The 25,913-nt window shown below is 73.1% G+C and carries 30 protein-coding genes; 9 read left to right on the forward strand and 21 right to left on the reverse strand.

Annotation, left to right across the window (positions count from 1 at the left end):
• Nucleotides 1-16 precede the first annotated feature (16 nt).
• From M3677_RS06160 to M3677_RS06180, 5 genes are all read right to left on the reverse strand, one after another.
• Nucleotides 17-892: a serine hydrolase gene (locus M3677_RS06160; protein WP_209684634.1), complete on the reverse strand. Its 876-nt coding sequence runs from the start codon at nucleotides 890-892 to the stop codon at nucleotides 17-19.
• 7 nt (nucleotides 893-899) lie between these two features.
• Nucleotides 900-1,634, reverse strand: coding sequence for an anti-sigma factor (locus M3677_RS06165; RefSeq protein ID WP_066651362.1), 735 nt, complete (start codon nucleotides 1,632-1,634; stop codon nucleotides 900-902).
• On the reverse strand, nucleotides 1,631-2,146 hold the full coding sequence (locus M3677_RS06170; RefSeq protein ID WP_251160047.1) for a sigma-70 family RNA polymerase sigma factor: 516 nt from the start codon (nucleotides 2,144-2,146) through the stop codon (nucleotides 1,631-1,633). Before M3677_RS06170 ends, M3677_RS06165 begins: the two co-directional genes overlap by 4 nt.
• On the reverse strand, nucleotides 2,143-2,841 hold the full coding sequence (locus M3677_RS06175) for a YceI family protein (protein WP_251160048.1): 699 nt from the start codon (nucleotides 2,839-2,841) through the stop codon (nucleotides 2,143-2,145). The genes M3677_RS06170 and M3677_RS06175 overlap by 4 nt, the downstream gene beginning before the upstream one ends.
• A gap of 120 nt (nucleotides 2,842-2,961) precedes the next feature.
• Nucleotides 2,962-3,648: a hypothetical protein gene (locus M3677_RS06180; RefSeq protein WP_209684638.1), complete on the reverse strand. Its 687-nt coding sequence runs from the start codon at nucleotides 3,646-3,648 to the stop codon at nucleotides 2,962-2,964.
• Nucleotides 3,649-3,952: 304 nt separating this feature from the next.
• Between M3677_RS06180 and M3677_RS06185 the strand changes: the two genes are divergently transcribed.
• Nucleotides 3,953-4,138 (forward strand): hypothetical protein, encoded by a 186-nt coding sequence (locus tag M3677_RS06185; protein WP_058729353.1) that lies wholly within the window; start codon nucleotides 3,953-3,955, stop codon nucleotides 4,136-4,138.
• Nucleotides 4,139-4,200: 62 nt separating this feature from the next.
• Nucleotides 4,201-5,058: an NAD-dependent epimerase/dehydratase family protein gene (locus M3677_RS06190; RefSeq protein WP_251160049.1), complete on the forward strand. Its 858-nt coding sequence runs from the start codon at nucleotides 4,201-4,203 to the stop codon at nucleotides 5,056-5,058.
• A gap of 23 nt (nucleotides 5,059-5,081) precedes the next feature.
• Here the strand turns inward: M3677_RS06190 and M3677_RS06195 are convergent, their stop codons facing one another.
• The 3 genes from M3677_RS06195 to M3677_RS06205 all read right to left on the reverse strand — a co-directional run bounded on the left by M3677_RS06195 (nucleotide 5,082) and on the right by M3677_RS06205 (nucleotide 6,850).
• Nucleotides 5,082-5,594: a GNAT family N-acetyltransferase gene (locus M3677_RS06195; RefSeq protein ID WP_251160050.1), complete on the reverse strand. Its 513-nt coding sequence runs from the start codon at nucleotides 5,592-5,594 to the stop codon at nucleotides 5,082-5,084.
• A 102-nt stretch (nucleotides 5,595-5,696) separates the two neighbouring features.
• Nucleotides 5,697-5,885, reverse strand: coding sequence for a zinc transporter permease (locus tag M3677_RS06200; RefSeq protein WP_251160051.1), 189 nt, complete (start codon nucleotides 5,883-5,885; stop codon nucleotides 5,697-5,699).
• A 65-nt stretch (nucleotides 5,886-5,950) separates the two neighbouring features.
• Nucleotides 5,951-6,850: a DNA-3-methyladenine glycosylase 2 family protein gene (locus M3677_RS06205; protein WP_209684925.1), complete on the reverse strand. Its 900-nt coding sequence runs from the start codon at nucleotides 6,848-6,850 to the stop codon at nucleotides 5,951-5,953.
• Nucleotides 6,851-7,044: 194 nt separating this feature from the next.
• Here M3677_RS06205 and M3677_RS06210 point away from each other — a divergent pair, with 194 nt between their 5' ends.
• The 6 genes from M3677_RS06210 (at nucleotide 7,045) to M3677_RS06235 (ending at nucleotide 12,528) form a co-directional block, all read left to right on the forward strand.
• Complete coding sequence (locus M3677_RS06210; protein WP_251154335.1) at nucleotides 7,045-8,073, forward strand: 6-phosphofructokinase; 1,029 nt, start codon at nucleotides 7,045-7,047, stop codon at nucleotides 8,071-8,073.
• A gap of 144 nt (nucleotides 8,074-8,217) precedes the next feature.
• Nucleotides 8,218-9,195, forward strand: a complete 978-nt coding sequence (locus M3677_RS06215; protein ID WP_209684646.1) for an acryloyl-CoA reductase — start codon at nucleotides 8,218-8,220, stop codon at nucleotides 9,193-9,195.
• Nucleotides 9,196-9,285: 90 nt separating this feature from the next.
• Nucleotides 9,286-9,978: a GntR family transcriptional regulator gene (locus M3677_RS06220; RefSeq protein ID WP_251154337.1), complete on the forward strand. Its 693-nt coding sequence runs from the start codon at nucleotides 9,286-9,288 to the stop codon at nucleotides 9,976-9,978.
• A 40-nt stretch (nucleotides 9,979-10,018) separates the two neighbouring features.
• Entirely contained in the window at nucleotides 10,019-10,804 is a 786-nt protein-coding gene (locus tag M3677_RS06225) for an ABC transporter ATP-binding protein (RefSeq protein WP_251160052.1), read from the forward strand.
• Nucleotides 10,805-10,974: 170 nt separating this feature from the next.
• A complete protein-coding gene (locus tag M3677_RS06230) occupies nucleotides 10,975-11,553 on the forward strand; it encodes a hypothetical protein (RefSeq protein ID WP_066651342.1) in 579 nt (192 codons plus the stop codon).
• A gap of 84 nt (nucleotides 11,554-11,637) precedes the next feature.
• On the forward strand, nucleotides 11,638-12,528 hold the full coding sequence (locus M3677_RS06235) for a L,D-transpeptidase (RefSeq protein WP_251160053.1): 891 nt from the start codon (nucleotides 11,638-11,640) through the stop codon (nucleotides 12,526-12,528).
• 3 nt (nucleotides 12,529-12,531) lie between these two features.
• Here M3677_RS06235 and M3677_RS06240 read toward each other — a convergent pair whose 3' ends face one another.
• The 13 genes from M3677_RS06240 to hemE all read right to left on the reverse strand — a co-directional run bounded on the left by M3677_RS06240 (nucleotide 12,532) and on the right by hemE (nucleotide 24,464).
• Entirely contained in the window at nucleotides 12,532-13,191 is a 660-nt protein-coding gene (locus M3677_RS06240; RefSeq protein ID WP_251154341.1) for a response regulator transcription factor, read from the reverse strand.
• Nucleotides 13,188-14,366, reverse strand: a complete 1,179-nt coding sequence (locus M3677_RS06245) for a histidine kinase (protein WP_251160054.1) — start codon at nucleotides 14,364-14,366, stop codon at nucleotides 13,188-13,190. The genes M3677_RS06240 and M3677_RS06245 overlap by 4 nt, the downstream gene beginning before the upstream one ends.
• Nucleotides 14,367-14,507: 141 nt before the next feature.
• Nucleotides 14,508-15,872 carry a glutamate-1-semialdehyde 2,1-aminomutase gene (hemL, locus tag M3677_RS06250; RefSeq protein ID WP_251154343.1) on the reverse strand — a complete coding sequence of 455 codons (1,365 nt, stop codon included), beginning with the start codon at nucleotides 15,870-15,872 and terminating at the stop codon, nucleotides 14,508-14,510.
• Entirely contained in the window at nucleotides 15,869-16,924 is a 1,056-nt protein-coding gene (gene hemB, locus M3677_RS06255; RefSeq protein ID WP_271825934.1) for a porphobilinogen synthase, read from the reverse strand. The genes hemL and hemB overlap by 4 nt, the downstream gene beginning before the upstream one ends.
• On the reverse strand, nucleotides 16,921-17,691 hold the full coding sequence (locus tag M3677_RS06260; RefSeq protein WP_066651333.1) for a uroporphyrinogen-III synthase: 771 nt from the start codon (nucleotides 17,689-17,691) through the stop codon (nucleotides 16,921-16,923). The genes hemB and M3677_RS06260 overlap by 4 nt, the downstream gene beginning before the upstream one ends.
• Before the next feature lie 120 nt (nucleotides 17,692-17,811).
• Complete coding sequence (hemC, locus tag M3677_RS06265; protein WP_251160055.1) at nucleotides 17,812-18,888, reverse strand: hydroxymethylbilane synthase; 1,077 nt, start codon at nucleotides 18,886-18,888, stop codon at nucleotides 17,812-17,814.
• Nucleotides 18,885-20,117: a ferrochelatase gene (locus M3677_RS06270; protein ID WP_251160056.1), complete on the reverse strand. Its 1,233-nt coding sequence runs from the start codon at nucleotides 20,115-20,117 to the stop codon at nucleotides 18,885-18,887. The genes hemC and M3677_RS06270 overlap by 4 nt, the downstream gene beginning before the upstream one ends.
• Nucleotides 20,114-20,887, reverse strand: a complete 774-nt coding sequence (gene hemQ / locus M3677_RS06275; protein WP_066651327.1) for a hydrogen peroxide-dependent heme synthase — start codon at nucleotides 20,885-20,887, stop codon at nucleotides 20,114-20,116. The genes M3677_RS06270 and hemQ overlap by 4 nt, the downstream gene beginning before the upstream one ends.
• A gap of 72 nt (nucleotides 20,888-20,959) precedes the next feature.
• Nucleotides 20,960-21,190, reverse strand: coding sequence for a DUF3618 domain-containing protein (locus M3677_RS06280; RefSeq protein WP_066651325.1), 231 nt, complete (start codon nucleotides 21,188-21,190; stop codon nucleotides 20,960-20,962).
• 34 nt (nucleotides 21,191-21,224) lie between these two features.
• Nucleotides 21,225-21,659, reverse strand: coding sequence for a phage holin family protein (locus M3677_RS06285; RefSeq protein WP_066651323.1), 435 nt, complete (start codon nucleotides 21,657-21,659; stop codon nucleotides 21,225-21,227).
• A complete protein-coding gene (locus tag M3677_RS06290) occupies nucleotides 21,656-21,910 on the reverse strand; it encodes a hypothetical protein (RefSeq protein ID WP_066651317.1) in 255 nt (84 codons plus the stop codon). The genes M3677_RS06285 and M3677_RS06290 overlap by 4 nt, the downstream gene beginning before the upstream one ends.
• Nucleotides 21,911-22,008: 98 nt before the next feature.
• Nucleotides 22,009-23,337: an FAD-dependent oxidoreductase gene (locus M3677_RS06295; RefSeq protein WP_251160057.1), complete on the reverse strand. Its 1,329-nt coding sequence runs from the start codon at nucleotides 23,335-23,337 to the stop codon at nucleotides 22,009-22,011.
• The gene (gene hemE / locus M3677_RS06300) at nucleotides 23,334-24,464 is read right to left on the reverse strand and encodes a uroporphyrinogen decarboxylase (protein WP_251160058.1); all 1,131 of its coding nucleotides are present in this window, start codon (nucleotides 24,462-24,464) and stop codon (nucleotides 23,334-23,336) included. The genes M3677_RS06295 and hemE overlap by 4 nt, the downstream gene beginning before the upstream one ends.
• A 122-nt stretch (nucleotides 24,465-24,586) precedes the next feature.
• Between hemE and M3677_RS06305 the strand changes: the two genes are divergently transcribed.
• Nucleotides 24,587-25,909, forward strand: a complete 1,323-nt coding sequence (locus M3677_RS06305) for a glutamyl-tRNA reductase (RefSeq protein WP_066657578.1) — start codon at nucleotides 24,587-24,589, stop codon at nucleotides 25,907-25,909.
• Nucleotides 25,910-25,913: the final 4 nt, after the last annotated feature.

Below are 25,913 nucleotides of genomic sequence, written 5' to 3' on the forward strand. Positions count from 1 at the left end.
CGCTCGCGGGACCAGCTCAGCTGGAGCCTGCGAGCACCTCCGCGACGGCCGCGGCCGTCACGTCGGCACGCTCGTGGTCGTCCGCGGTGAGGGTGACGACGGCGTCGGCGACCGGGTCCAGGAGCACGAGCTGCCCGTACGCCCCGTGCAGTCGCCAGGTCCGTCCCGGGCCGCCCCAGCCCGCGAGGGCGTAGCGGTCGTACGACGGTGACGACCCCGCCGCGACCCAGTCGGTGTGCATCGCGTCGACGACCGCCGCGGGCACGAGCTGACGCCCGTCCGCCGCGCCGCGGTCCCGCAGCAACCGGCCGATGCGCGCGACCTCGGCGGTGCGGAGCCACAGGCCGCCGCCCGCGACGACGTGACCGAGCGGGCAGCGGTCCCAGCGGACGTCGTCGATGCCGAGCGGGGTGAAGATGCGGTCCTGCGCGTACGCGCCGACGTCGCCGACCCGTGCGGCCAGGGCCCTCGCGGCCGTGTAGGTGCTGGCGTTCGCGTACCGGAACGATCGTCCGACGGTCGGGCGTCCCAGGAACTCCCGTGCCAGGTCCGGCCAGTCGGTGGTCTGCGTCGGCGACCACGGCATGTCGATGCCGCTCGTCATGGTCAGCAGGTGTCGGAGCGTGACGTCCTGCACACCCGGTCCGAGCACGACGTCGGGCAGCAGCGTGCCGACGGACTCGTCGAGCGCGAGCAGCCCGTCGTCCGCGGCGGTCCCGACGGCCAGGACGACCACGCCCTTCGCGACGGAGTGCACGTCACGGCGGACGTCGGCGGACCAGTGGTGCTCGGCGGTGTCGTCGCCGACCAGCACGTGCAGGCCGTGGGCGCGGAAGCCCGTCCGCGCGACCGCGCGGACGACGTCGTCGAGCACTGGTGCGGCGCGGTCCACCCCGCCATCATCCCGTGTGTCGAGCGAGGTCGGTGCTCACCAGGGACCCGCGTTCGCCGCGCAGTCGGACCTGCACCTCGGCGATGTCGTCGCGCGGGACGTCCGTCGACGCCGACAGCCCGCGGGCCTCGGCCCCGGCTGCCGACCACGAGGCCACGGTCTGCACGGAGCCGTCCTTCCGGACCACCACGAGGTCGTACATCACCGAGCCGTCCGCCGACCACTCCCTGCCGCCGTACGAGCACCCCCAGTCGAAGCGCGTGCCCCACTGCTCGCCGCTCACGGCCAGGTCGACGTCGAGACCCTGCGACCCGGTCATCGTGTAGCGGTCGCCCGCGGTCGTCGGTGCGGACGTCGTTGGCGCGCCACCGGCCTGCACCGTCGCACCTCGTCCACCGGCCGTGCCGACGGCGAGCCCGCCGAGCACGGCGGCGACGACCGCCAGCCCCGCGGTCACGGCCACCCATGCCCGACGGCGGCGACGACGGTGTCGGACGCGGTGCGCGACGGCGGCGAGGGTGCTCTCGGGACGCGTGTCGGGCCTCCCGTCCGGTGCCGCGATCTCGACCGCCTGGTCGGCCGGGAGCTTCGCGAGCAGACCGGGCAGGCCGACGAGCTCGGCGACGGCCGCCGTGCAGCGGTCACACGTCTCGAGGTGCCGCTCGTACTCGAGCCGCTCGTCGGGCGTGAGCGAGCCGAGGACGTACGCCGCGTCCCACTCCGCGTACCGGTCCTCGCTCATCGGGTCACTCCTCGTTCCTGCAGTGCGAGCCGGAGGGCCCGGAGCCCGTAGTGCAACCGCGACTTCGCGGTGCCCTCGGGGATGTCGTGTCGTCGTGCGATCTCCGGCACGGTGTGGCCGAGCCAGTAGGCGTCGACCACCACGCGGCGGTGGTCCGGGCTGAGCGACGCGAGTGCGTCCGCCACGACGATGCGGTCGAGCACCGCGTCCGTCCGGTCGGCCTCGGCACGGTCGACCGGGTGCTCGGAGCCCTGCTCACGCCGGTTGCGTGCGGAGCGGGCGTCGTCGACGACCAGGTTCCGGGCGACCGTGAACAGCCAGGCCCGTGCGCTGTCGGGCGCCCGCTCGAGCACCGCCGGACGCTGCCAGGCGCGGACCATGGTCTCCTGCACGACGTCCTCGACGGTCGAGCCGTCCCGCGTCAGGTGCCGGACGTACCGGGTGAGCGCGTCGCCGTGCTCGCGGTACAGCGTCGCCAGCAGCTCGTCGGAGGAACGGCTCGTCACGGTCACTTCGCCAGGTCGAGGGAGAACTCGACGGAGCCCTTCCCGTCCACGGTGACGAAGCCGAGCGACGGGGCCTCGACCCCGTAGTCGGCGAAGGTGATCGGGACCGAGCCGACGACCTGGACGGCCCCGTTCTTCGTCACGGCGACCTGCGCATCGGCCGTGACCGGCTTCTCGACGCCGTGCAGGTCCATCGTGCCGGTGAGCGTGACGTCCTGGGTGCTGCCGTCGAGCGCCTTCGAGACGTCGACGGGCTCGGTGAGCGCGAACGTCGCCGTGGGGTACCGGTCGGTCTGCAGGGCCTTGCTCCGGAAGTACTCGTCGCGCGCGGCCTCGGGTGTGGAGATCGTCGCGACCTGCACCGTGACGGTCGCCTTCGTGAGCGAGCCGCCGTCGACCGTCGCCGTGCCCTGCACGTCCTTCGTCCGACCGACCACGTCCACATCATTCCCCTGCAGGACCTCGTGCACGCGGTACCCGGCGTACGAACTGCTCGTGCTCGTCCAGGTGCCGTCGGCCTGCTGGGCATCGAGCGTCCCACCGGAGCCGGACGGAGCGGCGCTCAGCGAGGGGGCGGCGGCGGCCTGGCCGTTGACGGTGTTCGCGTAGATGACCGGGCCGGCGATGACGGCTGCGGCGCCGATGACGACGACACCGGTGGCGATGCCGATGACGACCTTCGTACGTGTGCGGAGTCCCATGCCCTGACGACGAGACAGCCGGCCGGATCGTTCACCCGGACGTGCGGAAGGCGCCGCTCCCGTGGTCGGGAGCGGCGCCTTCTCGTGGTGGTGCCGGTGCGGCGGTTGTGCCGCGGGGTGTTACTTGATCTGCGCGGTGATCGTGGCGGTGCCGACGAGCATGCCGCGCTTGACGGCGTCGGTGCTGAAGGTCTTGTTCAGCAGGCCAGCAGCGTCCTCGGAGATGTGGACGGTGGTGCCGGTCAGGACCGCGTTGTCACCCTCGAGCTGCAGCGGCTTGAGCGAACCACCCCAGAGCTCGAACAGGTAGGCGTTCGACGCGGCGACCTCGCCGTTGACGAGGACGTCACCGTAGAGCTTGGACGAGCCCGGGTTCACGACGAAGTTCTCGAGCGTGACCGTGGTGTCGCCGGCCTTCAGGGTCAGACCCGAACCGTTGTGGTTCAGCAGGCCCTGCACGTAGGGGCGGTAGTTGCCGTCCGGGCTCCAGTAGGTGACCGAGCCGGCGGTGATCGGGAACGACACGGCGCCGTTCTCGAGCTTCGCGTCGCCCGAGACGCCCGGGGTCAGACCCAGCGAGGTCAGCGCGTCGGTGAAGCTGCTGTCGAGCGCGACGGAGGTGTCGCCGCCGAGGACGTCCGGCACGGATGCGACCGGGGCGGGGATCTTCGAGGCCTCGGACGAGGACGAGACCGTCTGCACGTTCGGGGTCGCAGCGTTCGCCGAGCTGATGCCGAACGCGGCACCACCGAGGACGAGGGCGCCGGTGGTGGCGAGGGTGATCGAGGTCTTGAGGGACTTGCGCATGAGATGCGTTCCTTTCGTCGTCGCGCTCGGCGCGGACACTGTGTGTGCGCCGAACACACCCCGGAAAGGGGTGGAGAACCAGCTACCTGCGGCTGGTGAGCGCTCCGGGTGTTTCCCGGTTGATGCAGGTGATTCGGGACCCTCCGCCGAAGGGTTTGGACGAGTTCTGAGTCGTTATCTCTCCGTTACAAACCCGGGGGACGCAGCGCCTGTACGGGTCGCACGAGCACCGCGCCCGAGTCGCCTCCCGGGGGACACTCCTGCCCGGACAGCGGTGGAGGCGCTCCCGCGTAGCGTGCGCCGCATGAGCGACCAGCAGCACGAGAACACCCCGACCGACGGCTCCACGGACGCCCCCGAGAGCGAGTTCCAGCGCACCGAGGACCTGCCCGACGGTTCATCCACCGGCAACGCGACCGAGGACCCGCAGCAGGACAGCGACGTCGACTCGGGCGGCGAGCCCGAGTCGCCGGACAACGAGCAGGTCTGACGACCGATGGCCCGGGCCCTCGCGCTCGGGCCGCTCCGACGCGCACCTGACAAGCTCAGGGCATGCAGCACCGCTCCCCCGTCGTCATCGCCGGCTGCGGTGACCTCGGTACCGAGGCCGCCCTGCGCTTCGCGGCGCTCGGCCACCCGGTCACCGGGCTCCGCCGTCGCGCCGAGCGCATCCCCGCGCCGATCGCCGGCCGCAGCGTCGACCTCCGACACGAGGTCCCGACGATCGCCCCGGAGACGGGCGTGGTCGTCGTCGCCTTCGCCGCCGGCTCCCGTGCCGTGGACGAGTACCGCGCGACCTACGTCGACGGCCTGCGCAACGTGCTCGACGGCATCGACGCGTCCGGCGCCTCGCCCCGGCTGCTCGTCGTGTCCTCGACCGCGGTGTACGACGCCGACGACGGCAGCGAGGTGACCGAGGAGACCCCGGCGCGGGCGAGCACCCCGACCGCCGGCGTCCTGCTCGAGGCCGAGGCGCTGCTGCGGGAGCGGGCACCCGAGGCCGTGCTCGTCCGGCTGTCGGGCATCTACGGGCCCGGCCGCGAGCGACTGATCGACCAGGTGCGGTCCGGGCAGGCCCGGCTGTCGCTCGGCACGTCGCCCCACACGAACCGCATCCACCGGGACGACGCCGCCGCGGCACTCGTCCACCTGGCGGGGGTGGACGACCCCGCACCGACGTACCTCGGTACCGACGACGAACCGGTCCGACTCGACGACGTCCTGACGTTCCTGGCGCACGAGCTCGGCGTCGAGCAGCTGCCGAGCGCCGAGCCCGAGGGGCGGCAGGCAGGCGGCGACAAGCGGCTCGCGAACGCCCTGCTGCGCTCGACCGGCTGGGAGCCGCGGTACCCGACGTTCCGCGAGGGCTACCGGGCCGTGCTCGCCGGCGAGGGCACCCGGCACCCGTAGGCCCGCCGACGCCGACACCGCTCCTACGGACGTGGGTCTCCGAGGGGCGCGCTCATCTGCACCCGTCGCCCGTACCGATCGAGACCGTGCTGCGCCTCGACCTCGAGCAGCGACCGGTGGAAGGACGTGGCCGGCTCCTCCTCGAGGAAGCCGACCGTCGCGTAGAAGGGCGCGTTCCACGGCACGTCCGCGTAGGTGCGGAGGGAGATGCGTGCGTACCCACGCTCGCGGGCTCCGTCCTTCGCGGCCTCCACGAGCGCTCGGCCGAGGCCCCGCCGCGACAGCAGCGGGTGGACCGACAGCTGTTCGAGATGGCAGACACCGTCCACCTCGAGGACGTGCGCGAACCCGGCGACCTCGCCGTCGACCTCGGCGACGAGCAGGAAGCCGGGCTCTGCGAGCCGCGCTTCGCCGTGTGGAGCCGGAGCCCAGACGTCGGCGCGGAGGCGGTCGACCAACAGCAGGTCGGCGTCGTTCTCGATCCGCTCGACGGCGTCCGCGTCACTCGGCCGAGCGGAGCGGATGGAGGTCGTCATGCGGCCAGCGTAGGAGGCCCGAGGCCGCACCGACGACGGCCGGGAGGCACGTGGCGGCTCCGCCATGCCCCTCCCGGCCGCCGCCGGTCACGTCAGTGCCGCTCAGTGCTCGTCGTAGTGGTCCTCGTGACGGGCGTGCCGGTGGCCGTCGTGCACGAAGTCGACGTGGTCGCCGTGCTCGACGGTCTCGTGCTCGCCGCCGTCCTGCTCGTGGTCGTGGTCGGCGACGTCCTGTTCGGCGACGCGGTGCTCCTCGGCCTCGGCGGCGGGGGTGGTGTTCGGGTCCGACATGGTTCCTCCTTCGTGAGATCGGTTCTCACATGGAGCCTACGTCGCTGCTCCGGCCCTGTCCGGGCTCAGTGCCAGCGGTGGTCCTGGATCGTCATCCGCGGGCCGAACGTCGGCTTCCGGAAGCCGGAGCCCCCGATCAGTCGGACGATGCGCTCGCGGTGCCCGCGCCAGGGCTCGAGGAGCTCGAGCATCCCGTCGTCGTCGACGGGGCCGCCCGTCAGTGCCCACCCGACGAGGGCCGGCACGTGGTAGTCGCCCACGCTCGGCGAGTCCGGGTCCCCGTGCGCCCGCTGCGCCGTCTCGGCAGCGGTCCACTGCCCGATGCCCGGGACCGACTGCAGCCGCTGCGACACGACCGCGCCACCACGACCGAGCCCCAGCGTCCGCTCGAGCGCGGGCGCGACCTTGACCGCCCGCATCACCGTCGCCGAGCGACCGGGCTCGATGCCCGCCCTGTGCCACTCCCAGCTCGGGATCCGCGCCCACTGCTCGGGGGCCGGCGGGACGAACATCTCCGCGGGCGCCGGACCGGGTGCCGGCTCGCCGAAGCGCCGGAGCAGGTACCGCCACGCGCGCCAGGCCTGTCGCGAGGTCACCTTCTGCTCCATGATCGCCGGCACCAGCATCGCCACGACGGTGTTCGTCCGGAGCAGCCGTAACCCCGGCTGACGGTGTCGCGCCTCGGCCAGGAAGGCGTGCGCGCTGACGTCGAGGTCGGACCAGTCGTCCCCGCGCCCGAGCAGGTCCGGTGCGTGCTCGACCGCCCAGGCGGCACCGGCACCCCACGCGGAGACCGCGACGGCATCGCTGCCCGCACGGCGCACGAGCACCGAGGCAGCCCCCGCCGGCGTGCGCAGCGCGAGCCACGTGTCGGACCCGACCACCTGGAAGGCGGGGTCACCGGAACCGCGCTGCAGGGGCCGGAGGGTCGCGCGGACGTCCACCGCGCCTCCAGGCCGGTACACGGTGTCGACCCGGACGGCCGCAGCGGAGGTCTGGCCGGACCCGACGCCCCGGCCGGACCCACCCGGCCGCCGACCGGGCGCTCCGGACGGACCGGAGGCGACGGAGGACGGCAGGGACACACGGGGATGGTAATGCCACACCACCGTCAGACATGATGGGGAGGTCCCCGCAACCCGACGACGTTGGAGTCTCCGTGCGCATCGGCATCCTCACCTCCGGAGGCGACTGCCCCGGCCTCAACGCGGTCATCCGCGCCATCGTGCTCAAGGGCATCGCGATCCACGGCCACGAGTTCGTCGGGTTCCGCGACGGCTGGCGGGGCGTCGTCGACGGGGACATCGTGCCCCTCGGTCGCAAGGACATCCAGGGCATCGCCAAGCAGGGCGGCACGATCCTCGGAACCAGCCGCACGAACCCCTTCGAGGGGCCGAACGGCGGCGTCGAGAACATCACGAAGACCCTCGAACGGCACGGCATCGACGCCATCGTGGCGATCGGCGGCGAGGGCACCCTGGCCGCGGCGAAGCGCCTCACCGACGCCGGCCTGCGGATCGTCGGCGTCCCGAAGACCGTCGACAACGACCTCGGTGCCACCGACTACACGTTCGGCTTCGACACCGCCGTCGCGATCGCGACCGAGGCCATGGACCGCCTCCGCACCACGGGCGAGTCCCACTCGCGCTGCATGGTCGCCGAGGTCATGGGCCGGCACGTGGGCTGGATCGCGCTGCACTCCGGCATGGCAGCGGGCGCGCACGCGATCCTCATCCCCGAGCAGAAGACGAGCATGGAGCAGATCGCGGCGTGGGTGCGTGCCGCCTACGACCGGGGACGGGCGCCGCTCGTGGTCGTCGCCGAGGGCTTCGTGCCGGACCACGAGGACAACGCGCACACGGAGCGCGGCCTCGACGCGTTCGGGCGGCCGCGGCTGGGCGGGATCGGCGAGCGTCTCGCGCCGATGATCGAGGAGATGACGGGCATCGAGACCCGCGCCACGACGCTCGGGCACATCCAGCGCGGTGGGACCCCGACCGCCTACGACCGGGTGCTGTCGACGCGGCTCGGGCTCGCGGCGATCGACTCCGTGGTCGAGGGTCGGTGGGGCCGCATGGTCGCGCTCCAGGGCACGGAGATCGTGCACGTGTCGTTCGAGGACGCCCTGGGCGAGCTCAAGACGGTCCCGCAGGCGCGGTACGACGAGGCCGCCATCATGTTCGGCTGAGCGGCGCGGCGCAGTTCCGCGCGGAGGAGGCCGTTCCGCGCGGAGGAGGCCGTTCCTTCCTGCTCACCATGCGCGGATCGTCCTTCCATCCTCCGTGCGATGGGTCGGAACGACGGCCGGGAGGCACGGGGTAGCGTCCGGTCCATGACGCGCGCAGTCCTCGTCTCCCGTTCCACCCCACCCGCGATCACGCAGGTCGACCTCCCCGACCCCACCGAGGGCGAGGCGTGCGTCGACGTCACGTACTCGAGCGTGAACTACAAGGACGGGCTCGCCCTGGCGGGCAACCCCGGCGTCGCCCGGATCGACCCGCTGGTCCCGGGCATCGACGTCGTCGGCACCGTGTCGGCGCTCGGCCCCGGGGTCCACGACGTCGCGATCGGTGACCGCGTGGTGTGCAACGGCGCCGGCCTGGGCGAGACGCGGTACGGCGGGTGGGCGGAGCACGCCATCGTGCCCAGCGGGTCCCTCGTCGTGCTGCCGGACACGGTCGAGGACTCGTTCGCGGCGGCGATCGGCACCGCCGGCTTCACCGCGATGCTCTCCGTCCTCGCCCTCGAGCGGACGGTCTCGCCCGAGGACGGGCCGGTGCTCGTGACGGGGGCGTCCGGCGGCGTCGGCACGGTGGCGATCGCCCTGCTCGCCGCCCGCGGGTACCGCGTGACCGCCTCGACCGGGCGGCGGGCGAACGAGGCCTCGCTCCGTGCCCTCGGCGCGTCGGACGTGGTCGACCGCGCAGCGATCGCCGAGCTCGGCAAGCCGCTGCAGCGCGCGACCTGGGCCGGCGCCGTGGACAGCGTCGGCGGCGCCACGCTCGCGAACGTCCTCGCCGCGACGAGGTGGGGTGGCGCGGTGACGGCGTGCGGCCTGGCGCAGGACTCCGCGTTGCCGACGTCGGTGATGCCGTTCATCCTGCGCGCGGTGTCGTTGCTCGGCATCAACTCGGTCGAGGCACCCCTGCCGCTGCGACAGCGGGCCTGGGAGCGGCTCGCGACCGACCTCGACCCGGCACTGCTCGCCGACGTCACCCGCACGGTCGACCTCGAGCACGCCGTCGCGGTCGGCGCCGAGGTGGTCGCCGGACGGGTGCACGGCCGGACGGTGGTCGACCTGCGACGCTGATGCTTTTCCCTCTCAGGTGATTTCCCGAACGCTTGCCAACTGACACGCTAGGTTTGGCACACGGAACACCCGAACCTGTGAGGAGCAGCCATGCCGGTACCCAAGTCGTCGGTGGAGTCGTCCCCCCGGAAGCTCCTGCGGGACGTCGTGCTCGAGAAGATGCTCGCCGCGATCCAGGACGGCACGCTGCAGGCCGGTGAACGCCTCAACGACGACGAGCTCGTCGCGTGGCTCGGCGTCAGTCGGACCCCGATCCGCGAGGCCATCGCGAAGCTCGTCGACTTCGGGCTCGTCGAGATGGAGGCGAACCGGTACACCCGCGTCGCGTCCCCGACCCGCGAGCAGTACGACGACGCGTTCCAGCTGCTCTTCGGCTTCGCCGAGCTCGCCGCCCGCTGGGCCGTGCCGAACCTCGACGACGCCGCCGTGAAGCAGCTCGGCAAGCTCCTCGACCAGGCCCGCAAGCACGCCGACGCCGAGGACCGCGCCCTGAACGACGACGTCGACGCGCTCATCGCGTTCCTCGTCGCGCACTCGGGCAACGAGCTGCTCGTCAAGACCGCCGAGGGCATCGTCAACCGCGCGAAGTTCGTGCGCATCGGGCAGCCGGAGTTCGTGTTCTGGGACGTCAAGCACGGGCTCGACTCGTTCCGTGCAGCGGCGAAGGCCCGCGACGGCGAGGCCGCCGGTGCCGTCATCCGCGGCATGTCCCGCGCGATGGCCGAGCACATGGCGGAGATCCGCGCCGCGAACGCGAACGCCGACGCCGACGCGACCGCCTGAGACGGGCGGGGCGGGCTACCCGACCGGGCAGACTGGCCGGGTGACCGACGTCCTGCTCAGAACCGAAGCCCTCCGTGTCACCCGCTCCGGGCGGGACCTGCTGCACGACGTGGCCCTGACCGTCCGCAGCGGTGAGCACTGGGCGCTGCTGGGTCCGAACGGCGCGGGCAAGTCGACCCTGCTCGCCGTCCTCGGTGCGAACGGGCACCCGACCGCGGGCACCGTCGAGCTGCTCGGCCGTCGGCTCGGCCGCGTCGACGTGCGGGAGCTCCGCGAGCACATCGGGCACGTCGACCCGCGACACCGCATGCTGTCGCCGCTGACGGTCACCGAGACCGTCCTGACCGGGCTGACCGGCACGACGGACCTCATGATGCGGTGGGAGCCGACGCCGGAGCAGCTCGAGACCGCCCGACGGCACGTCGCGGACGTCGGCCTCGCGGCACGGGCCGACGCCCGGTGGCCGGTGCTGTCGCAGGGCGAACGCGGGCGGACCCTCATCGCCCGGGCGTTGATGAGCGAACCGCGCCTGCTGTTGCTCGACGAGCCGGCCACCGGACTCGACGTCGCCGCGCGCGAGCACCTACTCGAGACGGTCGACACCCTGCGCCAGCGCCAGCCGGACCTCGGCAGCGTGATGGTGACCCACCACCTCGAGGACCTGCCCGCGTCGACCTCGCACGCGATGCTGCTGCGCGACGGCGCCGTGGTGGCCCAGGGCCCGGCAGACGAGGTCGTCACGTCCGAGGCGGTGTCGCACGCCTTCGCATTCCCGCTGGCCATCGAGCGGACCGCTGGCCGCTGGCACGCGCGCCGCGCGGAGTAGCCGCACCGCGCCTCCCGTCCGGATCCACCTCTGGTCGGGGAACCGTGCGCCGCGTCGTCCGGACGGCGGGGTGCGCAACCGTCCGTCCGGACGGTGTGACATGTGGTGTTCCAGCGCTTCACTGTTCATGTCGACGGAGAGACCGCCGACACGACCGAACGGAGCACATCGTGAACACCATCAAGAAGACCATCCTCGCCACGTCGGCCGGGCTCGCCCTCGTGGGTGGGGTCGTCCTCGCGCCGCTCACGGCGCACGGGGAACCGGACCGGTCGGAGACCGGTCGGCCGACCACCTCGCAGCAGCAGACCGGCAACCAGGGACAGGACCGGAAGGACCCTCGGACGCCGGACACGAAGGGTTCCGGCGGGAAGTCGGGCTCGACCGGGTCCGGCGCGCGGGGGTCGGGCGGGAACGACGGATCGACCACGCCCGCGGAGAAGAAGAAGCAGCCGCAGTCCGAGCAGCAGCGCCAGCAGCAGCCGGCGGGTGACCGCTTCACCTGCACGAAGGGCACGAAGCCGACACCGGTGTACGGCAAGGACGGACACATCACGCCGGAGAGCGCTCGGCAGCTCCTCGCGGCCGGGTGCAGCGCGAACGACGGATCGGAGCTGGAGGAGGCGGCGAACCCCGACCGCCACTCGGGGAAGAGCACCCCCGGATCTGGCAGCTCGAAGCCGAAGGCCCCGGTCGGGAAGCAGGGCGTCACCCAGCCCCCGACCAAGCTCCCGCGCGTCGCGGGGTGATCCGGCTCGGGGCCGCGGCGCCACGTCGCCGCGGCCCCGCCGTCCCCCCACCGCTGATCCCCGGACCGTCGAAAGGACCGATCCATGACCCTCGACCGCCGTGCGGCGCTCCGTTGCCTCGGACTCACGGTGGGTGCTGCCCTCGTGGCAGGTGCGTCGGCGTGCAGCACCACCTCCACGGACCCGCGTCCGTCACACCCGACGTCACCCGCGCAGGGCCAGTCCCCGCCGAGCCCCACACCGAGCCCTTCCCCGGAGGCGAGCACCGCACCGGCCGGTCCGCCCACCGAGGACCTGCCGGTCGCCGTGCACGACGCCGTCATCGGCGCACTCCTGCCCGGACCCGACGCTGTGGCATCACACGCCGGGCTCCTCGAGCACGACCTCGTGCTGTACGCGGCCCGCGACGGAGAACCGGTCGCCGTGCTCCCCGGGCGCAACTTCCTGCGGGGACCGACCGTCGTCGCCGCGGTGACCACGACCGGCGACTGGACGCTCGTCCTGACGCCCGCCCGGCAGACGCTGCCCTCGGCGGCGGGTGCGTCGGGGGCACCCGCGCAGACGGCGGCGTGGGCGCGGACCGACGAGCTGCCCGCGATGCAGCCAGCCACCGCCTCGGTCACGGTCCGTGTGGCGGAGCAGTCGATGACGATCACGACAGCGCAGGGATCGCACCGGCACGAGGTCGGAGTCGGACAGGACTCCACCCCGACGCCGACGGGTGTGAGCGGCTACCTCCAGGCCCGCTACGTGGACCCCGCGCAGGCGCTGGCGCCCGGGGCGATCCAGCTCACCTCGCTGCACGCGACCGCAGCCGACGAACCGTACACCGGCACCGACGGCGGGCTCATCGCGATCCACGCCAACCCGGACCCCCGCGGCCGCGTGTCGCACGGGTGCATCCGCGTCCGACCGGATGCCGTCGCGCAGCTCGACGCACTGCCGCTGGGGACGCCGATCGTCGTCCTGCCCTGACGATCAGTCCCGGACGACCCCGCAGCGGAACGCCTCGATGACGATGTGCACGCGGTCACGGACCCCGAGCTTCCGCAGGATGCTCGCGACGTGGCTCTTCACGGTCGCCTCGGAGATGAAGAGCGACCGGGCCACCTCGGCGTTCGACGACCCGTCCGCCAGGGCCCGGACGACGTCGAGCTCCCGAGCGCTGAGGGCGTCGAAGGGCGAGGCCGGAGCCTGCTGCGGGCGGGCCGTGAGCAACGCCGGCTTCACCGTCTCGACCAGGCGTCGGCACGCTCGAGGTGCCACGATCGCATCGCCCGCGGCCACCGTCCGGACCGCAGTGCAGAGCTCCGCGGCGGAACTCTCCTTGAGCAGGTAGCCGCTCGCGCCGGCGGCGAGGGCGCCGAACACGTGCTCATCGAGGTCGAACTGCGTGAGCACGAGGACCTTGACGGCCGGGAAGCGCTCCGTGATCCGCCTGGTGGTCTCGATGCCGTCGATCCCCGGCATCCGGACGTCCGTCACGACGACGTCCGGCCGGAGGACACCGACCCGTTCCAGGGCCTGGAGACCGTCCTGCGCCTCCCCCACGACGACGAGGTCGTCCGCCGTCCCGATCACCATCGCGGTCCCGGTGCGGAGCAGGTGCTGGTCGTCGACGACGAGGACGCGGATCACCGTGCCACCGCCGTCGAACGACGCTGGGCGGTCGCGAGGTCGCCGCCCGGCGGAGGGACGACCGCCTCCACGCACCAGGTGCCGTCCTCATGCCCGGGCCCGACTCGGAGGGTCCCCCCGAGCGTCGCCACGCGCTCGGCCATCCCACGCGTCCCGCGGCCGGACCCGGGCACGGTGGCGACCACACCGTCGTTCAGGACCCGCAGGGAGACCCCGCCGTCCTGGTCGTGGTGGACCTCGAGGTCGACCCGTGCGGGACGTGCGTGGCGCAGCACGTTCGTCAGGGCCTCCTGCACCACCCGGTACACCGTCGCTGCGACCCGCTGGTCCCGCGGCTCCCCCGAGATCGTCGCCCTCAACGGGACGCCGACCGCCCGGACGCGCGCGATCATGGCGTGGACATCGCCGTCGACCGGGTCGCTCTCGGCGAGTCGGACGAACCGTCGGACCTCGGTCATGCCGTCCCGTGCGACGCGCGCGACGTCGTCCAGGAGGCGCATCGCCTCGGCGGGCTCGGTCGTGACACGGCTGCGCGCGACCTCGCTGAGTCGACTGACGACGGCGAGCGAGTTGGAGCAGACGTCGTGGACCTCGAGGGCCAGCGCCGCTCGCTCCTCGGCGCGCTGGGTCGTCCTGCGCTCGATGCGCGACTGTGCGAGGAGCCGGAGCACCCGCCATCGGGCGGCCTGTGCACGGCGCACCGCCAATCCCGCGACGATGCCGAACGTGTAGACGATCAGGCACGTCCAGAACCCTCGTGTCGTCCGGCCGATGAGCTGTGTCGACGCCACGAGCACGGTGAGCGCCACACCGCCCGCGACGAGGGTGTGGCGCCAGGGACGCTCGCTGGCGATGGCGAACAGCCCCATCGCGACACCGAAGGGCTCGCTCCCGATGGACTTCCAGCGGTCGTACCAGTCCACTGCGAGCAGCGCGGGGAGCACGACCCACGGCACGAACCGACGGATCCCGACCAGGGCGACGGTCACGGCGGGGATCGCCAGGTGCCAACCGGTCCAGGTCTGGACGACCCGGTCCCCCTTGTCGACCGACCCGTCGTACGTGAGCGAGTACGTCCAGATGACGCACGCGAAGGCGACGGTCACGGCCAGGTCGACGAGGAGTCGGCGAGCGCGCGCGGAGCGGAAGTACGAAGACAGCGTCGTGTTCAGCACACTGGAACACTACATGTCACTCGGTTTCCGCACCAGCGCGAGCTCGACCGCACCCCGACCTTCACAACGCAACGTCGGCGGTTCCGCGCAGCGGGATGTCGCGGCGCGGAACCGCCGACGTGGCGTCTTGCGAGGGGACTCCTACGCGGTCGCGGCAGCAGCCGCGCGAGCGGCCGCGGGGAGCGCGTCGAGCACGCGGCCGACGGCCTCGTCGTCGTGCGCCGCCGTGACGAACCACGCCTCGAACACGCTCGGCGGCAGGGTCACGCCCTGGTCGAGCATGCTGTGGAAGAACGGTGCGTAGCGGAAGGCCTCCTGCGCGCGGACGTCGTCGTAGTTCCGCGGTGCCTGCTCCACGAACGCGAACGAGAACAGGTTGCCGGCGTGCTGCACGGTGTGCGCGACCCCCTCGGCCGAGAGCGCGGCGCTCGTGGCGTCGGCGATCGTCGCCGCGGTGCGGTCCAGGTGCGCGTACACGTCGGGCGTCGCGGCCCGGAGCGTGGCGGTGCCGGCCGCGACCGCGAGCGGGTTCCCGGACAGCGTGCCCGCCTGGTAGACCGGCCCGAGCGGTGCGAGGAAGTCCATGACCTCACGACGACCACCGAGCGCGGCGAGGGGCATGCCGCCGCCGATGACCTTGCCGAACGTGACGAGGTCGGGCTTCCACCCGGTGCCCTCCGGGACGGTGCCGTCGGCCTCGAGGCCCCACCAGCCGGCCGGGCCGACGCGGAAGCCGGTCAGGACCTCGTCGACGATGAGCAGCGCACCCTGCGCCCGCGTGATCTCCGCGAGCGCCCGGTTGAACCCGGGCTCCGGCGCGAGGACGCCCATGTTGGCGGCGGCGGACTCGACGATCACGGCGGCGATGCGCTCGGAGTGCTCGTCGAAGGCGGCCCGCACGGCGTCCAGGTCGTTGTACGGCAGCACGAGGGTCTGTGCGGCGGTCTCGGCGGTGATGCCCGCGCTGCCCGGGAGCGCGAGCGTCGCGACACCCGATCCGGCCTCGGCCAGCAGCGAGTCCGAGTGGCCGTGGTAGTGCCCGGCGAACTTCACGAGGAGGTCGCGGCCGGTGTACCCGCGGGCCAGGCGGATGGCGGTCATCGTCGCCTCGGTGCCGGTCGACACCATGCGGAGCTTCTCGATCGGTCCGTCGCCGTCGACCTGCACGCGCTGCTTCACGAGCTCGGCGAGCTCGGTCTCCCCCGGGGTCGACGCCCCGAAGGACAGGCCGCGGGATGCCGCCTGCTGCACGGCCTCGACCGTGCCGGGGTGCGCGTGCCCGAGGATCGCGGGGCCCCAGGACGCGACGAGGTCGACGTACTGCCGCCCCTCGGCGTCGGTGACGTAGGGGCCGTTCGCCGCGGTCAGGAACCGGGGCGTGCCGCCGACCGAGCCGTACGCGCGGACGGGCGAGTTCACCCCGCCGGGGATGCTGTCCTTCGCGCGGCCGAACAGCTCGTCGTTCGACACCGGAGCGGTGCCGGTGGAAGCGGTGGTGGTGGTCATTCGGGGGCCTTCCCGGTCGAGGCGACGCCGGACACCGCCGCGGTGCTGCCGGACGTGCGCAGGCCGGCCTCCTGGTTGAGCTTCCGTGCGATGTCCACGGCGAAGTACGTCAGGATCGCGTCGGCACCGGCGCGCTTGATGCCGACGAGGGCCTCCATCGCGGCGGCGTCACGGTCGATCCACCCGTTCTGGGCGGCGGCCGTGATCATCGCGTACTCGCCGGAGATCTGGTACGCCCAGACGGGGACCTCGGAGACGTCGGCGGTGCGGGCGAGGACGTCGAGGTAGCTCATCGCGGGCTTCACCATGACGATGTCGGCGCCCTCCTCGATGTCGAGCAGGACCTCGCGCAGGCCCTGCCGGCCGTCGGCGGCGTCGATCTGGTACGTCCGTCGGTCGCCCTGCAGGGTCGACGCGACGGCCTCGCGGAAGGGACCGTAGAACGCGGACGCGTACTTCGCCGAGTATGCGAGCAGCGCCGTGCCGCTGTGGCCGGCGGTGTCGAGCGCGTCGCGCGCGGCGGCGATCTGGCCGTCCATCATGCCGCTCATGCAGACGAGCTCCGCGCCCGCCTCGGCCTGGGCCACCGCCATGTCGCGGTACCGCAGGAGCGTCGCGTCGTTGTCGACCGAGCCGTCCGCGGCCAGCACGCCGCAGTGGCCGTGGTCGGTGAACTCGTCGAGGCACAGGTCGGACTGCACGACGAGTGCGTCACCGACCTCCTCCTTCGCCACGCGGATCGCGACGTTCAGGATGCCGTCGGGGTCGGTCGCACCGGAGCCCTCGGCGTCCTTCGACGTCGGCACGCCGAACAGGTTCACACCGCCGACGCCCTGCGCCGCGGCCTCGTTCAGCGCCCGGCGGAACGAGTCGAGCGAGTGCTGCTGCACGCCCGGCATGCTCGAGATGTCGATCGCATCGGTGGCGCCCTCGCGGATGAACATCGGCAGCACGAGCTCGGCGGGGTGGATCCGCGTCTCGGCGACGAGTCGTCGCATGGCGGGGGTGGCCCGCAGTCGACGGGGGCGGACCTGGGGGAAGCGTCCGGTCACGATGACCTTCCTGTTCTGGGGTTCGGGTGGAGGGTCTCGACGACGGCGTCGAGCAGGGCTTCGGCGGACCGAGCGGCGGCGACCACGTGCACGGGGAGTCCCGCGGCACGGGCGGCATCGGCGGTGGACGGTCCGATGCACGCGACGTGCGTGCTCGGGTCGAGCGGGGTCATCCGCGCTGCGACCTGTCGGGCGACGCTCCCGCTCGTCACGAGCACGGCGTCCGGTGGGGGGTCGAGGACGATCGGATCGTGGCCCGTCCCCACGGTACGGTACGCCACCACCTCCGACACGGCGATGCCGCGGGCGCGCAGTGCGTCGACCAGGGTGGTCGCGGCGATCTCGGATCGGGGGAACAGCACGGGTCCGGCGTCCGTCGGCAGGGCCGCGGCGAGCCCGGCGGCGGACTCCTCGTCCGGCACCAGGTCGACCGGCCACCCCGCCTGCCGGGCAGCACGCGCGGTCGCGTCGCCGACGCAGGCCACGCGGACGCCGGCCGGGAGGCGCGGCACGCGCCCGGCGACCACGCGCACGGCCGTCGCACTGGTCACGACGAGCCAGGGGGCTCCGGAGCCGGCTCCCCCGGGACGCGTGCCGACCGCGGGTGGTGTGTCGTGCCTCCCGGCCGGGGCGTCGACGACGGACGGTCCCGACGCGCGGTCGACGGACGGGGCGAGCGCGGCATCTGCGAACCGGACGAGCGCCGCGTCGAGGTCCGCCGGGTCGGCGGGCGGAGCGTCCGTGATGAGCGGGACGACGACGGGCACGAGCCCGCGCTCCCGTGCCGCGGCGGCGACCGCGTCCCCCCACGCACCGCCGCGCGGGACGAGGACGACCGGGGGCCGTGCCTCGTCCGCGACGCGAGCGGTGTCGTCCGTGGTGACCGCCTAGGCCGTCGTCGTGGAGCTGTCGTCCGCCGGCTGCTCGGCGGCGGGGGTGGCGAGACCGGGCCCGGCGGAGTGGTCGCCCTCGGCAGGGGCACCGGACACCGTCGACGCCAGGTCCGCCAGCTCGGCGGCACCGTTCTCGAGGAGCTCGGCGGCCACGCGACCGGCGACCTCGAGCGCCTCGTCGAGACGGTCCTGCGCGGACCCGTCGAGGTGTGCCGCGTGCGACGCCGTGCGGTACTCGGAACCGTCCGGGCGGTAGACCGTCGCGGACACGAGCAGCAGCTCGGCATCGACGACCGCCGTGGCACCGATCGGGGCGGAGCAGCCGGCCTCGAGCTTCGCGAGGACCTCGCGCTCGGCCGTCACCGTGAGGCGCGTCGGGGCGTGGTCGAGCTTGCGGAGCGCAGCGAGCAGGCCCTTGTCGGTCTCGTCCGCCCGGATCTCGACCGCGAGTGCTCCCTGGCCGGGAGCGCTCGGCCAGAAGCCGAGGTCGAGGAGCTCGGTCGCCGCGTCCAGCCGGTCGATCCGGCCGAGGCCGGCGGCGGCCAGCACCACGGCGTCGAGGTCGTCGTCAACGCGGCCGAGCCGGGTGTCGATGTTCCCGCGGATGTCGATGACGTCGAGGTCGGGACGCTTCGCCCTGAGCTGCGCGACGCGGCGGGGTGAGCCCGTGCCGACCTTCGCGCCCTCGGGCAGGGTCTCCACCGTTGCGCCGTTCCGGGCGACCAGGACGTCACGGGCGTCCGCGCGCTTCGGGACCGACGCGATCGTGAGCCCCTCGTACGGAGCGGTCGGCAGGTCCTTCAGCGAGTGGACGAGCACGTCGACCTCGCCCGCGACCAGGGCCTCGCGCAGGGCGCTGGCGAAGACGCCCGTGCCGCCGAGGCTCGCCAGCGAGGCGCGGTTCGTGTCGCCCTCGCTCGTCACCGTGACGAGCTCGACCGGACGCCCCGCCGCCCTGGCGAGACGGTCGGCGACGTCCTGCGACTGCGCGACCGCGAGTCGGCTGGCACGGGTGCCGAGCCGGATCGGGGCCGGGCCGTCGGAGGGCGTCGCGCTGTCGGCGTCCGTCACGGGGCGACCCCGGCCGCGGCCGGCTTGAACCCGGCGCGCACGTTCTCGCAGCAGCCCGGACGGCACACGTCGTACCAGGGGCCGATGTCGGTCAGGTGCGGACGCTCGGTCTTCGGCGTGCCGTTGACGCGCTCGAGCACCAGGTCGACGAGGCCGGCGACGTACGCCGGGTCGACGCCGGGCGTCTGCGTGCGGAGCGACCAGAAGCCGAGCTCACCCGCGGTCTCGGTGGCCTCTTCGTCGAGGTCCCACATGACCTCCATGTGGTCGCTCACGAAGCCGAGCGGGACGATGAGCACCGCGCGGGTCTGGCCGCCCTTCAGCTCCTCGTTCATGTAGTCGTTGATGTCGGGCTCGAGCCACGGCTGCGTCGGGGGGCCCGACCGCGACTGGTAGACGAGCTTCCACGCGGGCTTCGACGTGCCCTGCAGGTGCGCGAACTCCGGCTGCTCGAGCAGCTCGTTCCAGGCCTGCTCGAGGACGACCTCGCCGACGGCGAGGTGCTGGGCCTCGTACGCGCCGTGCTCGTCGAAGCCCCGGTAGTCGGGGCCCGACTTCGCCGCGTCGGTGGACGGGATCGAGTGCGTCGAGAAGAGGATGTGCAGCTCGGTCGCGACGTCGAGGCCCTCGTTCTCGCGGATCGCGCGGGCCATGCCGTCGCGCACGCCGTCGACGAACGGGCGCACGAAGCCCGGGTGGTCGAAGAACTGGCGGACCTTGTCGACCTGGATCGTGTCGATCAGGCCGGTCTCGGTGAGCACGCGGGCGTAGTCCTCGCGGTACTGGCGGCAGCTCGAGAACGACGAGTAGGCGCTCGTCGCGATGGCGATGAGCTTGGTGTAGCCCTTGTCGGCGGCCTCGGTGAAGGCCTCCTCGAGGTAGGGCGCCCAGTTCCGGTTGCCCCAGAGCACGGGCATGTCGATGCCGCGCTTCGCGAGTTCGCCCTCGAGCGCCGCCTTGAGCGCGCGGTTCTGCGCGTTGATCGGACTCACGCCGCCGAAGTGGCGGTAGTGGTGCGCCACCTCCTCCAGACGCTCGTCCGGGATCCCGCGGCCGCGGGTGACGTTGCGGAGGAAGGGGATGACGTCGTCCTGGCCCTCGGGGCCGCCGAAGCCGGCGAGCAGGATCGCGTCGTACGCGGTCGGGACCTCGACGTGCTCGGGGCCGTCCGCCGCGGCGGGGGTCGCGGCGAGGACCTTCCCGTTGGTGATCTGGCTGGTGTCGGTCACGACAGCACCTCCGGCAGTTCGGCGGTCGTCACCCGACGACCGGTGAAGAAGGGGACCTCCTCGCGCACGTGCAGGCGCGCCTCGGTGTAGCGCAGGTCGCGCATGAGGTCGACGAGGTCGACCAGCTCGGGGCTCTCGAGCGGCAGGATCCACTCGTAGTCGCTGAGGGCGAAGGTCGCGATCGTGTTGGTGAGCACGCGGCGGTACTTCGCGCCGGCGATGCCGTGGTCGCGGAGCATCTTCGAGCGCTCCTCCTCCGGCAGCAGGTACCACTCGAAGGACCGGACGAACGGGTACACCGTGATCCAGGCCTCGGGGTCCTTGCCGCGCAGGAACGCCGGGGTGTGGCGCTTGTTGAACTCGGCCTCGCGGTGCATGGCCATCGCGTGCCAGACCGGCTCGGCGTCCTGGAACAACGCCGTGCGACGGAGGTCGCGGAGCGCGGCCTGGATCGCCTGTGCGTCGTCGCCGTGCAGCCAGATCATGACGTCGGCGTCGGCCCGGAAGCCGGAGACGTCGTAGAAACCGCGGATCGTCACGCCCTGGTCGGCGGCGCGGGCGACCGCGGCGTCGAGCTCGGCGACGGCGTCGTCACCGACGCGGTGGATCGGCCCGAGCGGACGCCGGAACACGGCCCACAGCGCGTACGCCGTGAGGAGGTTCGGGTCGATCCCGCTCGCCGGGTCGGTCTCGTGCGCCGGGCTGCCGCCGTGCGCGGCGGCGTTGTCGGGGACGTTCTCGTGCGTGGCTGCGTGCACGTCGGAGCTCATGGTTCCTCGTCTTGTCGGTTGCCTGGGTCGTGGCTGCGCGCCGCGTCCGGGAGACCACCGATCAGAGGCGGTCTACCGCCGTCGGAGCACCGCTACGACGATACTCCCGACCACCGCCACACCGGCTGCGAGGCCGGCCAGGTACGGCACCGGCTTCTCGTCGATCCCCTGCTTGACCCTGGACGCCGCGATGCCGAGCTGCTTCGGGACGTTGAGCTTGTCCTCGATGGCGTCGAGGGTCTCGAACAGCTGCGTGCGGGTCGCCGCGACGCGGTTCGCCAGGTCGTCGTGCTGATCGGTCACAGGGGTCCTCCGGTGGGGGTGTCGGTCGTCCCGCTCAGGAGCGGGTGATCCGGTCGTGCTGGCCGGGCTTGTTGCCCATGCCCTTCACGGCGTTGATGTCGTCCTTGACGCTGTCGATCGTGCGCTTCGGGGTGAGGGGCAGGCCCTTCTTGAAGCGCTTCCAGCCGACGAAGCCGAGGATGCCGGCCACGATGAGCATGACGACGGCGAGCAGCAGGGCTGCGAGCCACGCCGGCATCACGGTCGCGAGGCCCATCACGGCAGCGGTCAGCAGCACGCCGATCGCGTACAGCACGATGACGAGCGCGCCGATGAGGAGCCCGGCGGCGAGGCCGAACACCTTCGCCTTGGCGATCATCTCGGCCTTCAGCAGGTCGATCTCGCCCTTGACGAGGTTCTTGACCAGCTTCGGGATGTCCCCGACCAGACCGAACAACGATCGCGACTTGCGGTCGCGGGTGTCGGTCATGAGGTGGTCGAGTCCTTCTTCTGGCTGACCTTGCGGACGACCTTCTTGGTCTGCTCACCGACGAACTCGGCGACGTCCGGGCCCTTGTCCTGGATGAACTCCTCGGCCTGGTGCACGCCCTTCTGGACGTTGCCGTTGTTCCAGATCTTGCCGCTGACGGTCTTGATCTGCTCGTACCGCGCCCGTCCGGCTCGCGATCCCAGGACGTACCCGAGTGCGGCGCCGGCGACGAACAGGAGCTTGCCTCGCATGTGCGATCCTCCGTTGTTGAGGGTGTGCGGTGGTCATGCGCCGAACGGAATACGTCCGGCGTTGGTCCACAGTAGCCCTCGGGCGCTCCTCGGTCCGCTCAGGATTCCAGGATGCGTGCAGCGGACGCCCGGGCCGCGGCGACGATGCCCGCCAGACCGCGGCCGGAGGAGGTCTCGCCGATGCCGACCACCCCCTCGGCCAAGCCGGCTGCGGTCAGGTCCGGCCCGTACCAGCGGACGCGGGCGGCGCCCTGCACACGGTCCGCGGTCACGGGGACGCCCAGGAGCGCGGTCGCGTCCCGGACGGCGCGGGCGCCGACGGTGTCCTCCGGGTCGACCGGGAGGCTCGTCCCCACCCCGTCATCACCGGTCACCGGATCGTGGGGTGCGGTCGCGTAGCTGAGCCGCAGGACGTGGCGGCCCGCGGCCGCCTCGGCCAGCCAGGGCCACTTCACCGTCGCGTGCGTCAGGGCCTTCGCCCCGACCCCGGCGGCCTCCGGGTGCACGAGCATCCCGGTCCCGCGCGGCCCGGCGTCGAGCTCGGGCTGGTCGACGACCAGGGTGACGAGCTCGATGCCGGTGCGGTCGGCCGCCGCGGTCCGGCCCGGGTCGGCCGTCGACGCGAGGACGTGCTGTGCGGGCAGGCGCTCGCGGGTGCCGTCCGCTGCCACGGTCTCGACGGCGAAGCGCTCGACCGCGGTGGCGCGGGTGCCCGTCCGGACGTCGACGCGGTGGGTCTCGAGGTCGGCCACGAGCTCGTCCACGAGCCGGGCGATGCCACCGCGGATGCCCTGCACCGCCGAGCCCGCGGCGGACCGGGAGCGCAGGGCGAGCACGGCGCGGGCGAGGGAGCCCTCACGCTGCAGGGCCGCACGGAGCCCCGGGGCCACGCGGTCGGGGTCGAGCTGGTCGGGGTGCGTGGAGTACACGCCGCCCGCGACCGGGACGACCAGGTCGTCGAGCACGCGCTCCCCCATGCGCTTCCGCACGAGGGCACCGAGCGACTGTGCCCGGGCACCGACGGGCGAGGGCAGCAGCGAGTCCATCTGTGCGCGGAGGCCACCGCCCTGGCCGACGACCGCGAGGACGTCGGCGGCCATCGGGCTGCCCGGGATCCCGAGGAAGCCGGTCTGCGGGATCGGGGCCGTCCGGCCGTCGCGGGTCATCAGCCACGCACCGCGGGGGTCGGGCGACACGACGTCGTTCCCGAGGCCGAGCTCGGTCGCGAGCCGCTCGACGGCGTCGGTGCGGGTCGCGAAGGACTCCGCGCCCATGTCGAGGTCGAGCCCGGCGACGGTGTGCCGGCGGATCATCCCGCCCAGGCGCTCCCCGGCCTCGACGAGCACGACGTGCGCGCCGCCCTCGGCCAGGTCACGGGCGGCGACCAGGCCGGCGACCCCACCCCCGACCACGACGACGTCGGTCACGCCGCGGCTCCGGTCCCGTCGCCCCGGCCGTCGCCCAGCCCGTGGACCAGTTCGACCACGCGGGTGAGCACGGTCGGGTCGGTCTCCGGCGGGACACCGTGGCCCAGGTTGACCACGTGCGCACGGGCAGCGCCGCCACGGCGGACGACGTCGCGCACGTGGGCCTCGAGCACCTCCCACGGGGCGGCGAGCATCGCGGGGTCGATGTTGCCCTGCACGGTGACGCCGGTGCCGACGCGACGGACGGCATCGTCGAGCGGGACACGCCAGTCGACACCCACGGCGTCGACCGCGACGGCGTCCGACGGGTCGCCGAGCGTCGTCATCTCGTGCAGGACCTCGCCGCTGCCGACGCCGAAGTGGATGCGCGGGACACCGAGGTCCGCCACGTGCGACAGCGCCGTCGCCGAGTGCGGGGCCACCGAGGCGACGTAGTCCCGGCGGGAGAGCGAGCCGACCCACGAGTCGAAGAGCTGCGCGGCCGAGGCACCGGCCGTCACCTGCGCACGGAGGAAGGCGCCCGAGACGCCGGCGGCCCAGTCGAGCAGCCGTGCCCAGGTCTCCGGGTCGCTGTGCATGAGCGTGCGCGCGCGGATGTGGTCCTTCGAGGGGCCGCCCTCGACCAGGTAGGCGGCGAGCGTGAACGGTGCGCCCGCGAAGCCGATGAGCGGGGTGTCCCCGAGTTCGGCGACGGTGCGCTGCACGGCCTCGGTGATCGGCGCCAGGGCACCCGGGTCGAGCGGGGCGAGCGCGTCCACGTCGGCCGCCGTGCGGATCGGGGACCCGAGCACCGGGCCACGACCGGGGACGATCTCGACGTCCACGCCCGCGAGCTTGATCGGCACGACGATGTCGCTGAAGAAGATGCCGGCGTCGACCCCGTGCCGACGGACCGGCTGCAGGGTGATCTCGGACGCCAGCGCCGGGTCGAGGCAGGCGTCGAGCATCGCGGTGCCGACCCGCAGCTCCCGGTACTCCGGCAGCGACCGGCCGGCCTGCCGCATGAACCACACGGGCAGCGTCTCCGGACGGTCCCCGCGGAGCGCCCGGACGAGCGGCGACCCCGAGGTCCTGCCGGTCACGAGCGGGTGGCTGTCGGGCAGGGCGGCGGGTGCGGCGGAGGTCACCCACCGATTGTCCCATCCGCGGCCGAGCACGACCCGCCCCGGACACGGGCGCCACCGCACAGTCTGCTGTGCACGCGGAGGGCGAACAGCCGGTGGCCCGAGCGCGAGTTACGATGGAAGACGTGCTCATCTGTCTCACGGCGTCGCACCGCAACGCCAGCTTCGACCTCCTGGAGCGACTGAGCATCGGCGCACCGACCGCCGCGAGCCGTCTGGTGACGGACTCCGACGTGCTCGACGGAGCCGTCGTCCTCGCCACCTGCAACCGCTTCGAGGCCTACCTCGACATCGCGGGCGACGATCGTGACTCCGCCGTGTCGGCCACCGTCGACGCCGTCGCCACCGCCAGCGACCTCGTGCCCGCCGAGGTCCTCGACTCCGTCAGCGTGCTCGGCGGCGGGGACGTCGTGCAGCACCTGTTCGCCGTGTCCAGCGGACTCGAGTCCGTCGTCGTCGGCGAGACCGAGATCTCCGGCCAGGTCCGCCGGGCACTCGAGGACGCCCGCGCCAACGGCACCACGACGTCCGACCTCGAGCGCCTGTTCCAGGAGGCAGCGCACACCTCCCGCGGCGTCAAGACCCGCACCCGCATCGGTGCCGCCGGCCGGTCGCTCGTCCGTCTCGGGCTCGAGCTCGCCTCGTCGCGGATCACCGACTGGGCCCGGACCCGCGTGCTGCTCGTCGGCACCGGCAGCTACGCGGCCACCACCATCGCCGCGCTGCGCGACCGCGGTGCCGCGAACATCCAGGTCTTCTCGCCGTCCGGCCGCGCGCCCTGGTTCGCCGCGAAGCACGACCTGGTCGCCGCGACCGACCTGCGCCAGGCGATCGGCACGAGCGACGTCGTCATCACCTGCACCTCGAGCGAGGTCCCGGTCGTCGAACCGGCCGACCTCGCCGACGGCCAGCGCCGCATCGTCATCGACCTCGGGCTGCCCCGCAACGTCGACCCCGACGCGGCCCACGTCGAGGGCGTCGAGCTGCTCGACCTCGAGACGATCAGCATCCACGCGCCGATCGCCGAGCTGAACGCCGAGTCCGAGGCGCGTCAGATGGTCGACGACGCCGTGTCGCGCTTCCGTGCGCAGGCGCTCGAGCAGTCGACCACGCCGGCGCTCGTGGCCTTCCGCAAGCACGTCTTCGACATCCTCGACGACGAGATCGACCGCGCGAAGCGTCGCGACGGCGACCCGGAGTCCGTCGAGCAGACCGAACGGGCCCTCCGGCACCTGGTCGGGGTCCTGCTGCACCGCCCCTCGGTGCGCGCGCGCGAGCTCGGTCGCGCCGGTCGCGGCGAGGAGTTCGTCGGGGCGCTCGACGCCCTGTTCGGCGTGCACCCGGAGCCCGAGGCGGAGCTGCCGTCGCCGATCGTGCCGCTCGCGGAGCGCACCGCGCCCGAGTGCCCCGTCTCGACGGACCGCACCGGCGAGGCGGACGCGAGCTGAGCCT

This window comes from Curtobacterium sp. P97, assembly GCF_023712445.1.
In the GTDB taxonomy this organism is placed as follows: Bacteria; Actinomycetota; Actinomycetes; order Actinomycetales; family Microbacteriaceae; genus Curtobacterium.